The sequence below is a fragment of the Ruegeria sp. HKCCA6707 genome, assembly GCF_013033515.1.
Classification (GTDB): domain Bacteria; phylum Pseudomonadota; class Alphaproteobacteria; order Rhodobacterales; family Rhodobacteraceae; genus Ruegeria.
Genome location: NZ_WQEG01000011.1, coordinates 44749 through 57822, shown reverse-complemented (window position 1 = coordinate 57822; position 13074 = coordinate 44749). Strand labels below are relative to the sequence as shown.

Genomic DNA, 13074 nt, shown 5'->3' with positions numbered 1-13074 from the left:
GCGCAATCTTGAGCTAATTAGGCATCCTTGGCAACGCGCGCCAGAGCCAACACGAAAATATGATTTGCCCCTGCGGCCTGACACACACGGGTACACGCCGCCAGAGTCGCGCCCGAGGTCATGACATCATCGATCAGCAGGACATCGCGCCCTTTGATATGGTGTCCCCGTTTGGGATGCACGGCAATGGCACCGTCCAATATGTCCGCGCGCTCGCCAGCGGTTTTACCGTCCAGAACTGGCGTTCGCACCTTTCGCAGTAACAGATCCGGGATGCATTCCTGCCCGACCTCACGCGCAAGGTTCTGCGCCAGAAGGGCCGACTGGTTATAGCGCCGCTTGAGCAAGCGTGACCAATGCAATGGCACCGGCGCGATCAGAATGTTCGGGCGAAACAGCCCTTGCCCTGCCTGCGCCAGCCATCTTGCCGCTGGTCGGGCCAGCTCGGGCCGATCACCGTGTTTAAGGGCCAGGATCAAGGATCGCGCTTTGCCGTCATACAACATCGCAGCGCGACCCGCCTGCCAAGGGGGTGCAGTCTTTAGGCAATCGTCACATTCGATGCGATGATCATCCTCTTCACCCATCACCGGAACACCACAGCTGTCACAGACGGCTCCACCAATAAACGGCGTCTCGCGCCAGCACGCGCCACACAGACCGAAATCGGACTCGGTCAACGCACCGCAGCCCATGCAGCGCGGCGGATAGATCAGCGCAACAGCTGTTTGAATCCGCTGCGTGATGCGATACTTGCGCGCTATGAAACTGACTGAACCCAACGCACCCTCTTTGTTTGACCGCACGGCCATCCTGCGACACCGCGCGCGTGCGCGGGACGAAGCGCTGTTTCTGCACCGCGCCGCGATCGACGAGGTGCAGGATCGGCTCTCCATGGTTAACAAAACCTTTACGGCACCCGCGATTGTGACCCCGTTTCCGCATGTCTGGTCCGATGTCTTGCCCGGCGCCATCACCGCCAGCGATGACGAGATGCTTGCTCTGCAATCCGGCGCCCATGACCTGGTGATCCACGCCATGGCGCTGCACTGGGCCAATGATCCGGTGGGGCAGCTGATCCAATGCCGTCGCGCGTTGCGACCAGACGGGTTGCTTCTGGTGCTTTGCCTGGGCGGAGAAACCCTGCATCAGCTGCGCGCCGCTCTGGGTCAGGCCGAGATCGAGGTTTCCGGAGGCCTCAGCCCCCGCGTCGCACCCATGGCCGAGCTGCGAGACTTGGGAGGGCTCCTGCAACGGGCCGGGCTTGCTCTGCCGGTTGCGGATGCCGTGCCCTTGACCGCGGAATATCGCGATATCTGGCATCTGATGCGGGACCTGCGCGAAATGGGAGAGACCAACACGCTGTCGGCACGGTTGAAATACCCAACCCGGCGCGCCGTATTTGACACCGCTCAGCAGATTTACGCAGAACATTTCCCAACCGCTTCGGGCCGTTTGGCAGCCTCCTTCGAGATGATCTGCCTGACCGGCTGGTCGCCCGATGACAGCCAACCCAAACCCTTGCGCCCGGGATCAGCACAAATGCGGCTGGCGGATGCATTGCGGACCGAAGAAGGCAAACTGCCTGATTGACGCCGGGTTGAATCCCCTTATCTCAGGCCGGAACAAAAGAAAGTCAGGACGCCCGATATGTTTGATGCCACTCGCCCCGCCCATGCCCCCGCCGACCATCCCAATGTCAAAATGGGGCGCGTTGGGATTCTGCTGGCCAATCTGGGGACGCCGGATGACTATACCTATTGGCCCATGCGCCGGTATCTGAATGAGTTCCTGTCGGATCAGCGCGTCATCGATTATCCCAAATGGAAATGGCAGCCGATCCTGCAGGGGATAATCCTGACCAAGCGGCCCTTCAGCTCGGGCGAGGCCTACAAGTCGATCTGGAACCATGACCAGGGTGAAAGCCCATTGATGACGATCACCAAGGATCAGACCGCCAAGCTGCGCGATGCGATGCACAATCGGTACGGAGATCAGGTGGTGGTCGATTTCTGTATGCGCTATGGCAACCCATCGACCAAATCCAAAGTGCGCGAAATGGTCGAGGCAGGCTGTGACCGCATCCTGTTTTTCCCGCTTTACCCGCAATATGCCGGGGCTACGACGGCCACGGCCAACGACCAGTTCTTCCGCGCCTTGATGGACGAGGCCTGGCAACCCGCCAGCCGCACCGTGCCCGCCTATTTCGACGAGCCGGCCTATATCGACGCTTTGGCCGGGTCAGTAGAGGCCGCCTATGCCGCGATGGAGACCAAACCGGATGTACTGGTCTGTTCCTATCACGGCATGCCGGAACGCTATCTGATGCAAGGCGATCCCTATCACTGCCAATGCGCCAAAACCTCTCGTCTGTTGAAAGAACGGTTGGGCTGGGCAGATGATCAGCTTGTTTCAACTTTCCAGTCGCGGTTTGGCCCGGAAGAGTGGCTAAAGCCCTACACCGTCGATCATGTGGCTGACCTTGCAAAACAGGGCAAAAAGAACATCGCGGTCATTGCCCCGGCCTTTTCAGCCGATTGCATTGAAACGCTGGAAGAGATCAATGAAGAGATCAAAGAGAGTTTTGAAGAGGCTGGCGGAGAAAGCTTTACCTATATCCCATGCCTAAACGACCAAGACGCCCATATCGCGGCGTTGGGGAAGGTCATTCAAGACAACCTACGCGGCTGGCTCGAGTAACCAGCGCCTCAAACAAAAAAGGCGGTGGAACGATCCACCGCCTTTTTCAGGAATTCTGTATCGAATTAGCTTGCGGCAACAGCAGCAGCAACAACGACCAGCAGGATCAGCGGCAGGATGATGCCCTGCGAAGAACCTTGAGTTTCCTCGACGATAACCGGCGCTTCAACGACCGGCTCTTCCAGGTTACCCGCATAAGCGGTCGAAGCAGCGGCGGTCAGTGCAGCGGCGAGAACGAGTTTCTTCATATTAACCTCCAGAATTTGCACGATTCCAATTAGCGAAACCGCACATCTAAGACTTACCTCGTGAGTTTTTCTAATCAGCAATGCCCGAGGAATGCAATTGCAACTTGCGATTCAGCCCGCGCGCTGCGCGAAAATGTCGTCATATTAGCAACACTTGCGTGCCGACTTTGGTCATCGAAAACAGCTCGGCGATGTCTTCGTTGAACAAACCAATGCATCCGTTCGACGACCTGCGGCCGATTTTGCGCGTGTCATGTGTTCCGTGGATGCGATAATACTTCCAGCTGAGGTACAAAGCGTGTGTTCCCAATGGGTTATCCGGTCCAGGCGGAATGAAGTCCGGCCATTCGGGGTTCCGCTTTTTCATCGAAGGGGTTGGTGCCCAGCTGGGACCTTCGACTTTGCGGATCACGCTGGTCCGTCCCCGGCGGGTCATTTCTTCGGTCAAAGGCACCGAAGACGGGTAGAGTTTGTACACGGATTGATCATCTGACCAATAATGCAGCGCACGCGAGACCGTATCGACAAGGATCGCGCCGTTTTTGGTGTTTGAAAAGTAAGGCTGCCAGTCCAACGCCCGGAAACCCGAGATATTGCGGCGCACAGCGGGCTCGGGTTCCGGTGCTGGGCGCAAAGGATCGCCTGGGATGTATTGCGCGACCGCGGGCGAGGCCAAACTTACAGCGGCACCAGCCAAAAATCCCCGGCGCGTGGTGTTCGAAATTGGTTTCTTGACCATCGGATACGGTCCTTTTCCAAGCACAAATGCGAATATCTATGGTATTTTATGGCGATAATGCTTCAGTCGCAAACCAAACCGGCAGATTCACGCAACATTCTCTCATTGCATGTTTGCCCCCTAGGCTTTCGCAAGCTATTTCCGGTGAGGACACAAATTTCGGACCCATCATGACGCGTATTCTTCCCTTTCTGTTGATTTGTTTGGTCGCTCTGGCGGCTTGTACTGATTCGGCGACGACCACTTTGGGCACCGATGGCAGGCCGTTGCCGACGGTCTACAAAATCCGCGGCAACCCGGAAAAGCTGCAATTCCGCATGGTTGATTCGGTGAACGCTTTGCGTCAGGCCTCTGGCCTGCAACCTGTACAACTGAATGCGCAACTCAACGCTGCAGCTGCCACGCATTCCAAGGACATGGCCCGCCAGAACCGGCCCTGGCATTTCGGGTCCGATGGTTCATCACCATTGGATCGTGCCGCGCGGGTCGGCTATTTCGGGACCTTCCTCGGCGAGGCGATCTCGGAGACGTTTGAGACCGAAACCGAAACGCTGGCCGCATGGATGCAAGAGCCCGGGCCGCGATCCGTGATCATGGATCCGCGCGCCACGCAAATGGGATTCGCGTGGCATCAGGAAAACAACGGCAAGATCTGGTGGACGTTGGAAATGGGCACCGGCGGCTGAGCGCAGCCTGTCTCATTCAAAAGCCCCCGTTTTTCCGGGGGCTTTTTTGTATCACGCGGCCTGAACCGACTGTGCTTCGGTCAGGATTGCGTAGATTTTGACCGGGTCCGGATTGGCTCTCAGCTTAGCGCAGACGGACTGTTCGCGCAGTGTCCGCGATACAAGGGCCAAAGCCTTCAAATGGTCAACACCTGCATCTTCTGGCGCAAACAACGAAAAGGCTAGGTCGACCGGCTGACGATCGACCGAACCGAAATCAATCGGCTTTTCCAAAAGCACGAAAACGCCAGTGACAGAGTCAATGTCTGGCAGCCTCGCGTGCGGCAAGGCGACACCATGGCCTACTCCGGTAGGGCCCAGGCTTTCTCGCTCCAATAGGCTTTCGACAATGGCCTGCGCATCCATGCTCAGCGCCGCAGACGCAACGTCTGCGATTTCCTGAAACAATCTCTTCTTGCTAGAGGCCGCAGATAGAATGCGTACCGCCTCGGGCTTCAATATGCTCGAAAGCTCCATGATCACGCTCCAATGACGCAACAATCGCAATCGCGAAAGTTCGTCTTAGTATCCTTGCCTGTTACGGATCGATCCAACCGATATTACCGTCATCGCGACGATAAACGACATTCAATCCATCCTTGTTTTCATTTCGGAACACCAAAACAGGTGCGCCCGCAAGTTCCATTTGCATAACGGCCTCGCCCACGCTGAGAGATGGAATTTTTGTTTCCATTTCAGCCACAATCATGGGCTGCAGCGTTTCTGGCTCGTCTGCCACGTCCGAATCGTCAGACGCGAGGATATAAGAGGACGCACCAAAGAGTTCAACCGGTTCGACCCGGTCCTTGTGATGGTCTTTCAAACGGCGCTTGTACCGCCGTAATTGCGTTTCCATTTTGTCACAACACGCCTCGAAAGCTGCATAGATTTCGGTTGCGTGGGCTTTGGCCTGCGCCGTCAGCCCTGTGGACAAATGAACAGTGGTTTCACACACATATTCATGCGCCGAACGGGAAAACACGACATTGGCGTCGGTCGGTCTTTGAGCATATTTGCCCACAACCTCGCCCAGCTCGGTCTGCACATGGGTCTGCAGAGCCGCACCGATGTCGATCTGTTTTCCGCTGATTTGGTAACGCATGTGGTCTCCTTCACAATTCACACCCATTCTGACATTGCGTCGCGCAACGTGCCTGTTTTTATCGGGTGGGGGATAGCGGCATGTCCCGGGGTTGTCTGAGATCACACCCTTCAAAGAAGGGGCATCCTGATCCAGATTGGAACCGAAGAAATGCCATGTGCCAATTGAGGCAAGAGACAGCCGAAGAGTCAATCAAAACAGGTCGTGTATATACGCGATTTCGCCTAACAATTTGGCGTCTTTCCGCGCAACGTCATGAAATCTTGAAATTTTCACCCAGATAAACACGCCGCACGTTTTCGTTTTCCACAACTTCATCGGGAGTGCCGGACATCAGCATCTGCCCGTCATGCAGGATGTAGGCACGATCGACAATCTCAAGCGTTTCCCGCACGTTATGGTCTGTGATCAAAACACCGATCCCGCGCTTCTTCAGATCGGCCACCAGATGACGGATATCGCCGACGCTGATCGGATCGACCCCTGCAAAAGGCTCGTCCAATAACAGATACTTGGGATCTGCAGCCAAGCAGCGCGCTATTTCGACGCGCCGCCGTTCACCCCCGGACAAGGCCAAGGCGGGTGCGCGGCGTAGATGCTCGATCGAGAAATCCGAAAGCAGCTCTTCCAACCGCTCTTTGCGGCGGTGAACGTGGTCAACGGTAATGTCCAGAACGGCGGCGATATTGTCTTCAACGCTCATACCCCGAAAGATCGACATTTCCTGCGGAAGATACCCGATGCCCAACCGGGCCCTGCGATACATCGGCAGGGTTGTCACGTTTTGACCGTCAATTGTCACCGTACCGGCCTCGGGGAACACCAGACCTGCAACGGAATAGAAGGTCGTCGTTTTGCCCGATCCGTTAGGGCCCAACAGCGCCACCACCTCGGAACGATCCAAAGTCATCGAGACGTCGCGGATGACGGTTTTCTTGCGATAGGATTTACGAAGCTTTTCGATCCTCAGACCAGATGAGCCTTCTGCAACCGTAAGTTTGGGTTTCGCCATCAGTTGCCGCCACCCTGCTGCAATATGGTTTTGACATTGCCGCTCATGGTCGCGGTGCCTGTGGTCAGGTTCGCTTCCATCTCGTCGCCGCTGATCACGCTGGGCCCCTGGGTCAAAAGCACATTCCCGCGCATGTTGATGACACCGGTATCGATCGTGTACTCTGCCCAGTCGCCTTCTGCCGCATCCGGCGGACTGACCAGCACCACATCTTCGGTCGCTTCCATCCGTTCAATGGCCGAACGTTCCTGATTGTAGATCACAAGAACCCGCTCAGCCGTCAGACGCATCTCGCCTTGAATAACGATCACATTGCCGATGAACTCGGCCGAGCCGTCTTCCTGGTTGACGTTCAAGGTTTCCGAGGTGACTTCGACCGGAAGTGTAGGGTCAGCATTTGGCGACCCGAACGCGACCTGCGCTTCTTGCCCCGCAACAGGTATTGCCGTGAAACTGAGGGCAATGGATACAAGGGCGGCGCGCAAATCAATCACGAGTTATCTTTCTGCTTTTGGGGGTTCGTATATCAGTTTCACCCCATCTGTAAAAAGAATATGGACCGGGCCATCCTTTTTTTTAGTTCCAAAGGTCATGCGCCCGGCTGTAAATTCTCCAATCGGACCAACACCATCGACCTGCCCTGGCGTATCGCCGCGGATTTCATCCAGCGACGTGTTCAGCAGATCGGTGGTCACCTGAATACCGTCAGCCGTCAGGATCACGACATCGCCTTCAAAGGTAGCTGTGCCTTTGTCGGGCCTAATAGTGCCGGTATTCGAGTCAAGCGTGATGACGCCACCGTTGTGCAGATTGTAAGTGCCGTGAAATTCCGTTGCTGTGGGCATATCCCGGTCAGTGCCCTGGGCCGCACGGATCGCTTCTACCCGAACCTCCTCGCCGTTGCGCGTCACCCCTTTGTAGTCAGGCATCGTCACCACCTGATCGGCCAGCCGTTCGTCAATCGCTTCGGCTGTGAAGGGCACCGAGACATCCGTTTCGATGCTGCGCGACAGCAGAAAGACCGAGGCCAACAGCAGGATCGCCGCCAATGGCAGCAGCACCTTGAGGAACTGCACCATCCGGGAATAGCGATCCATGGTATTGCGCATCAGCCCAACCCGACGCGCAAGCAGTCATGGATGTGAAGGATACCCTGAGCCCGTCCATCCCCTTCGGGATCGACCACAAACAAACACGTGATTTTTGGCGCCTGCATTGTCATGAGAGCAACTGCACTTTCTGCCAGCTCTTCGGGTCCGATTGTGCGTGGGTTTCGAGTCATGACCTCTTCGACTGCCTTCTCCAGCAACCCATCCATGTTACGGCGCAAATCCCCGTCGGTCACGATCCCCAACAGGCGTCCGTCGGCATCCGTGACCCCAACCACGCCAAAGCTCTTCTGACTCATGACCAGTAATGCTTCGCTCATCGGGGTATCGAACAGCACAACCGGAATATCGGTATGCATCAAGTCGCGCACCTTGCTCAGCTGCGCGCCCAATTTGCCACCGGGATGGAAATCGCGGAAATTCTCGGGCTTGAAATCGCGGTATTTCATCAGGGCAATGGCCAGCGCATCACCCATCGCCAGGGTCAAGGTGGTCGAGATCGACGGTACCATGCCGAACCCGCAGGCTTCGCCCAATGACGGGATCAGCAAATGCACATCGGCCTGTTTCATCAGCGAGCTTTCGGGCTTGCTGGACAAGCCAATCAACGGAATGCCAAAGCGGCGCGTGAAGGCCAACAGATTGGCAAGTTCGGGCGCTTCGCCCGAGTTGGAGATTGCCAGGACCACGTCGCTTTTTGACACCATACCCAGATCACCATGGCTGGCCTCGGCCGGGTGCACGAAATAGGCAGGTGTTCCGGTGCTGGCCAAAGTGGCGGCTATCTTGTGACCAATATGTCCCGATTTGCCGATGCCGCTGACGATCAAACGGCCTGATGCCTGCAGGATCATGTGCACGGCTTCGGCAAAGTGCTCATCCAGACCGTCGGCCAGCACGTCCAGCGCTCGGGCTTCGTCGGTTACGACCTGCCGGGCCGTTTTCAGGAATGCTTCGTTATCGGTCATGAGTGCGCAAAGATATCCGTTTCGGGCCAACCTGCCAGGTCCAGCTTGGCACGCATGGGAAGGAAGTCAAAACACGCCTGCGCCATTTCGGTCCGACCTTCGCGGGCAAGACGCCCGTTGAGCGCATCCCGCAAGCGGTGCAGATACAGAACGTCAGACGCGGCATAGTCCAGTTGTGCGTCGGTCAGGGTTTCGGCCCCCCAGTCGCTCATCTGCTGCTGTTTCGAGATATCGACGCCGATCAGTTCCTGACAGAGGTTCTTCAGCCCGTGCCGGTCTGTATAGGTGCGCACAAGACGACTGGCGATCTTGGTGCAATAAACCGGCGCCGCTAAAGCGCCAAATGCGTGATACATCGCCGCGATATCGAACCGTCCGAAATGGAACAGTTTCAAAACCTCCGGGTTCTCCAGCATGGCACACAGATTGGGCGCCTCGGTCTGGCCTTTTTCGACCTGAACAATATGGCTGTCACCGTCGCCTCCCGACATCTGGATCACGCAGAGCCGGTCACGATGCGGGTTCAACCCCATGGTTTCACAGTCGATGGCCACAACAGGCCCCAGGTCCAAGCCGTCTGGCAGGTCGTTTTTGTAAAGATGGTTCGCCACGCAACTAATCCTTTGAGCGATATTGCCCCCGAGATAAGAGGTTTGCCCCATAAACTCAACGCCATCTAAGGGGCATCGGCCAAGCGGTGCCAAACCCAAGCTGTCAAAGCCATTGCCTTTTTGTTGAAAGCCACAAAAGCTGGGACGCATGTCGAAGGCTGAATTCCGATGTTGAACGTTCTCAGAAACCGAACCTATCGCCACCTGCTGGCCGCACAGATCGTTGCCCTGACCGGCACCGGCCTTGCGATGGTTGCTCTGGGCTTGCTCGCATATGATTTGGCGGGTGACGCCGCTGGTTTGATCCTTGGCACCGCGCTTACGATCAAGATGGTTGCCTATGTCATCGTGGCACCGTTGGCTGCGGCATTTGCCGAACGTTTGGATCGCCGCAAGATGCTGGTTGTTCTCGACCTGATCCGCGCCGCCGTGGCGCTCTGCCTGCCTTTCGTGACCGAGGTCTGGCAGGTCTATGTTCTGATCTTTGTTCTGCAATCCGCCTCGGCCGGGTTCACGCCGGCATTTCAGGCCACGATACCAGATGTTTTGACCGACGAGGCGGATTATACCCGCGCGCTATCGCTATCGCGACTGGCCTACGATCTGGAAAGCCTGCTGAGCCCGGTTTTTGCAGCTGCTTTATTGTTACTGGTCAGCTTCAACAGCCTGTTTTGGGGGACCGCCTTGGGCTTTGTAGCGTCGGCCCTCTTAGTCGTGTCGCTCGCCCTGCCCTCGCCCAAACCCAGCAGGCCCCGCGGGATCTATGACCGCACGACACGCGGCATCAAAATCTATCTCAAAACACCCCGGCTGCGCGGTCTGCTTGCGCTGAACGCAAGCGCAGCAGCGCTGAGCGCCATGGTCATCGTGAATACGGTTGTGATTGTGCGATCTGATCTTGGGTTGTCCGAAAGCGCGGTGGCCATTGCGCTGGCCGGGTTTGGCGGTGGATCAATGCTCGCCGCCTTCATGCTGCCCCGCCTGCTGGACCGAATCGAAGATCGCCGCGTCATGCTGGGTGGAGCAATTCTGGGTGCTACGACAATGGCCTGTGCTGCGATCTTGGCAGCCCATGTCCCGTTAACGCTTGGACTACTGGTCGCGCTGTGGGCGCTGACCGGGTTCGGCTATTCCACCACGCTGACACCATCAGGCCGTCTGTTGACCCGATCCGCGCATCCCGAAGACCGTCCTGCCGTGTTTGCCGCGCAATTCACCCTGTCGCACGGGTGCTGGCTGGTGACTTATCCACTGTCAGGTTGGTTGATGACCGTGTCAGGCGCCGCAGTCGCGCTTGGTAGCATGGCGGCGCTTTCTGTCTTGGGGATTGTCGCTGCATTTGGCCTCTGGCCGCGCAAGGACCAGGATCCCATCCAGCACGATCACCCAAACCTGCCGCCCGACCACCCACATCTGGCAGGGGGTCTGCCCCACGCCCATCCCATCATCATCGACGACCTGCATCCAAAGGTCCCTCGGCAGGCTTGAGACCACGGGCAAATCTGCCATAACCAAATACATGCGCCCTGTACCGGAGCCCCAATGGATCAGCTGAATCGTCGTATTATCGCCGCTCTGCAGGCTAATGCCCGCGCCTCGACCACGCAGATTGCCGGTGCCTTGGGCGTGGCGCGCACAACCGTCCACGAGCGCATCAATCGCATGGAAGAACGCGGCGTGATCGCGGGCTATACAGTGCGTTTGGGGGCGACCGAAGATACGCCCAAAGTGCAGGTCATCGTGATGCTGGAGGTGCAGCAGAATGAGACCACACGTATTGTGAAACGGCTTGAGGCCTATCCCGAAGTCAAACTCTGCCTCTCGATCAACGGAGATTTCGACCTTATGCTGTCAGCCGAGGCGCCTCGGCTTGAGGATCTGGATATTCTGGTTGATGAACTGGCGAAAATCCCGGGCGTGTTGCGGACCAATACAAGCGTTGTCTTTGGCCGCCGGATTGATCGAAACTGAAGCGGCGCTAACCCTCTGTAAAGAGAAACCCCGCTAGCTTGACCCGGACCAAAAGAATCCCGGACCGGCAGAATGCCCAATCCTTTCAACTTGATCCTTGCGCCGTGGGCGCTTGTTTTTGCTTTCATTGGTGCGGTGGCGCAGGCTTCGGTCTGTGATCAGGCCGCGCGACATGCAGCGCAGGCCGAAGGGGTACCGATTGACATCCTACGTGCCATCACACGGGTGGAAACCGGGCGCGCCAAAGACGGGCAGCTGATCCCCTGGCCCTGGGCCGTCAATGTCGAAGGCCAAGGCTATTGGTTCGGGTCCGAAGCTGAAGCCAAGGCCTATGTCTTCAAGATCTTCAAGTCCGGCACGCACAGTTTCGATGTCGGGTGTTTCCAGATAAACTATCGCTGGCATGGAAACGCGTTCCGCTCGATCGACGCCATGTTCGACCCCCATGAAAACGCAGAATACGCCGCGCGGTTTTTGAAACAGCTATACGCGGAACTGGGAAGCTGGCCCGCCGCTGCCGGAGCCTATCATTCCAGAACCCCAGACCTGGCCCAAGCCTATACCAGCCGCTTCCAAACCGTGCTGGCGCAGATTGGCGCGGCCGAGGCGCGCATCGAACAGGCCGCAACGCGCAACGCGGCGGCCATGACCAGCATCGAGTTTGCACGCAATCAACTGATCGCAGCGGACCCGTATGAAACGGCCACACAATTGCAAACCGTCCAGTTCCAACTGGAAAGCCTCTACTCCGTCACCGTGCGCAACGCGGGTCTGTCTCTGGTGAACTTCCTATGATCCGCCTCCTTGCCCTGATCCTTTTGCTTTTGCCGAGCCTGGCCAGCGCTGGCACCATTCGCCTGAAGGATCTGGTGGATTTCGACGGCGTGCGCGGCAACGATCTTGTCGGCTATGGCCTTGTTGTCGGTTTGAACGGCACCGGAGACGGGCTGCGAAACTCGCCCTTTACCGAAGAGATCATGTCCAGCATTCTCGAACGTCTGGGCGTTAGTGTGAACGGCGAAGACTTTCGGCCCAAAAATGTCGCAGCGGTTCTGGTTACAGCCACTTTGCCTCCGTTTTCGCGTGTGGGCAGTCAGATCGACATTACCGTTTCCGCTATTGGCGACAGCAAAAGCCTGTTGGGTGGCACCTTGATCATGACCCCGCTGAATGCCGCGGACGGCCAGATTTACGCGGTGGCCCAAGGCACTGTTTTGGCCGGCGGCGCGGTCGCAGAAGGAGAGGCGGCCTCGGTCGTGCAGGGCGTTCCAACGTCGGGCGTTATCCCTTCGGGCGCTCGCGTTGAACGTGAGATTGACTTTCAACTGTCATCGCTGACCCAACTCAGACTGGCCCTGCGCGAGCCGGACTTTACAACTGCCGGGCGCATTGAGGCGGCAATCAATACCGAGTTCAACCGGGTCGTGGCTATCATGCGCGACTCCGGCACCGTTGAGATCAACATAGAGGCCACCCGCGCGGTGTCGACTGCGCATGCAATCGGCCGGATCGAAAACATTCTGGTTGAGCCTGAAACCAAGGCCCGGGTCGTGGTCGATCAGCGGTCGGGCACGATCGTAATGGGCAGGGATGTCAGAATCTCACGCGTGGCCGTCTCGCAAGGCAATTTGACCCTGACGGTCGAAGAAGCCCCGATCGCGGTTCAACCAAACCCGTTTGCACGGGGTGAAACCGTTGTTGTCCCACGTACAATTGCAGGCATCGAAGAAGAGGAAGGCACTGGTCTGGCCGAAATCCCCGAGGCAACAACTTTGTCCGAAGTGGTGGCCGGTTTGAACGCCCTGGGTGTGTCGCCACGCGACATGATCGACATCCTGAAAACGATCAAGGCGGCTGGCGCGCTACATGCAGAATTTGTTGTCAGGTAA

General features: G+C 57.4%; 17 protein-coding genes. 7 read left to right on the top strand and 10 right to left on the bottom strand.

Translation table 11 applies throughout. From position 1 onward, the window contains the following. Nucleotides 1-17 precede the first annotated feature (17 nt). On the bottom strand, nt 18-782 hold the full coding sequence (locus GOW40_RS19380) for a ComF family protein (protein WP_254444518.1): 765 nt from the start codon (nt 780-782) through the stop codon (nt 18-20). On the opposite strand from GOW40_RS19380, the gene GOW40_RS19375 reads away from it, so the two are divergent. Both GOW40_RS19375 and hemH read left to right on the top strand, forming a co-directional pair. After that, nucleotides 763-1593 (top strand): methyltransferase domain-containing protein, encoded by an 831-nt coding sequence (locus tag GOW40_RS19375; protein WP_171133599.1) that lies wholly within the window; start codon nt 763-765, stop codon nt 1591-1593. The two genes, GOW40_RS19380 and GOW40_RS19375, sit on opposite strands and share 20 nt — an antisense overlap. A gap of 57 nt (nt 1594-1650) precedes the next feature. Then, nucleotides 1651-2700: a ferrochelatase gene (gene hemH, locus GOW40_RS19370; protein WP_171133598.1), complete on the top strand. Its 1050-nt coding sequence runs from the start codon at nt 1651-1653 to the stop codon at nt 2698-2700. Nucleotides 2701-2765: 65 nt separating this feature from the next. On the opposite strand, the gene GOW40_RS19365 is transcribed toward hemH, so the two are convergent. Together GOW40_RS19365 and GOW40_RS19360 are read right to left on the bottom strand one after the other, a co-directional pair. Continuing rightward, nucleotides 2766-2948, bottom strand: a complete 183-nt coding sequence (locus GOW40_RS19365) for a hypothetical protein (RefSeq protein ID WP_171097871.1) — start codon at nt 2946-2948, stop codon at nt 2766-2768. 139 nt (nt 2949-3087) lie between these two features. Beyond that, complete coding sequence (locus GOW40_RS19360) at nt 3088-3687, bottom strand: L,D-transpeptidase (RefSeq protein ID WP_171133597.1); 600 nt, start codon at nt 3685-3687, stop codon at nt 3088-3090. Between the two features lie 170 nt (nt 3688-3857). Between GOW40_RS19360 and GOW40_RS19355 the strand changes: the two genes are divergently transcribed. Next, on the top strand, nt 3858-4373 hold the full coding sequence (locus GOW40_RS19355) for a CAP domain-containing protein (RefSeq protein WP_171097867.1): 516 nt from the start codon (nt 3858-3860) through the stop codon (nt 4371-4373). Nucleotides 4374-4424: 51 nt separating this feature from the next. Here the strand turns inward: GOW40_RS19355 and GOW40_RS19350 are convergent, their stop codons facing one another. The 7 genes from GOW40_RS19350 to GOW40_RS19320 form a co-directional block, all read right to left on the bottom strand. Continuing rightward, nucleotides 4425-4889: a PTS sugar transporter subunit IIA gene (locus GOW40_RS19350; protein ID WP_171133596.1), complete on the bottom strand. Its 465-nt coding sequence runs from the start codon at nt 4887-4889 to the stop codon at nt 4425-4427. Nucleotides 4890-4950: 61 nt separating this feature from the next. Then, entirely contained in the window at nt 4951-5514 is a 564-nt protein-coding gene (gene hpf / locus GOW40_RS19345; protein ID WP_171097863.1) for a ribosome hibernation-promoting factor, HPF/YfiA family, read from the bottom strand. Nucleotides 5515-5767: 253 nt separating this feature from the next. Next, nucleotides 5768-6526 carry an LPS export ABC transporter ATP-binding protein gene (gene lptB / locus GOW40_RS19340; RefSeq protein ID WP_171133595.1) on the bottom strand — a complete coding sequence of 253 codons (759 nt, stop codon included), beginning with the start codon at nt 6524-6526 and terminating at the stop codon, nt 5768-5770. Then, nucleotides 6526-7020, bottom strand: coding sequence for an LptA/OstA family protein (locus tag GOW40_RS19335; protein WP_171133594.1), 495 nt, complete (start codon nt 7018-7020; stop codon nt 6526-6528). The genes lptB and GOW40_RS19335 overlap by 1 nt, the downstream gene beginning before the upstream one ends. 3 nt (nt 7021-7023) lie before the next feature. Further along, nucleotides 7024-7635, bottom strand: coding sequence for an LPS export ABC transporter periplasmic protein LptC (gene lptC, locus GOW40_RS19330; RefSeq protein ID WP_254444517.1), 612 nt, complete (start codon nt 7633-7635; stop codon nt 7024-7026). Then, entirely contained in the window at nt 7635-8603 is a 969-nt protein-coding gene (locus tag GOW40_RS19325; protein ID WP_171231129.1) for an SIS domain-containing protein, read from the bottom strand. Before GOW40_RS19325 ends, lptC begins: the two co-directional genes overlap by 1 nt. Beyond that, a complete protein-coding gene (locus tag GOW40_RS19320) occupies nt 8600-9214 on the bottom strand; it encodes a ribonuclease D (protein ID WP_171097855.1) in 615 nt (204 codons plus the stop codon). The genes GOW40_RS19325 and GOW40_RS19320 overlap by 4 nt, the downstream gene beginning before the upstream one ends. 168 nt (nt 9215-9382) lie before the next feature. On the opposite strand from GOW40_RS19320, the gene GOW40_RS19315 reads away from it, so the two are divergent. From GOW40_RS19315 to GOW40_RS19300, 4 genes are all read left to right on the top strand, one after another. Further along, the gene (locus GOW40_RS19315; protein WP_171133592.1) at nt 9383-10702 is read left to right on the top strand and encodes an MFS transporter; all 1320 of its coding nucleotides are present in this window, start codon (nt 9383-9385) and stop codon (nt 10700-10702) included. Between the two features lie 54 nt (nt 10703-10756). Further along, the gene (locus GOW40_RS19310) at nt 10757-11185 is read left to right on the top strand and encodes an Lrp/AsnC family transcriptional regulator (protein WP_171133591.1); all 429 of its coding nucleotides are present in this window, start codon (nt 10757-10759) and stop codon (nt 11183-11185) included. A gap of 72 nt (nt 11186-11257) precedes the next feature. Further along, on the top strand, nt 11258-11980 hold the full coding sequence (locus GOW40_RS19305) for a transglycosylase SLT domain-containing protein (protein ID WP_171136461.1): 723 nt from the start codon (nt 11258-11260) through the stop codon (nt 11978-11980). Continuing rightward, nucleotides 11977-13074, top strand: coding sequence for a flagellar basal body P-ring protein FlgI (locus tag GOW40_RS19300; protein WP_171133589.1), 1098 nt, complete (start codon nt 11977-11979; stop codon nt 13072-13074). Before GOW40_RS19305 ends, GOW40_RS19300 begins: the two co-directional genes overlap by 4 nt.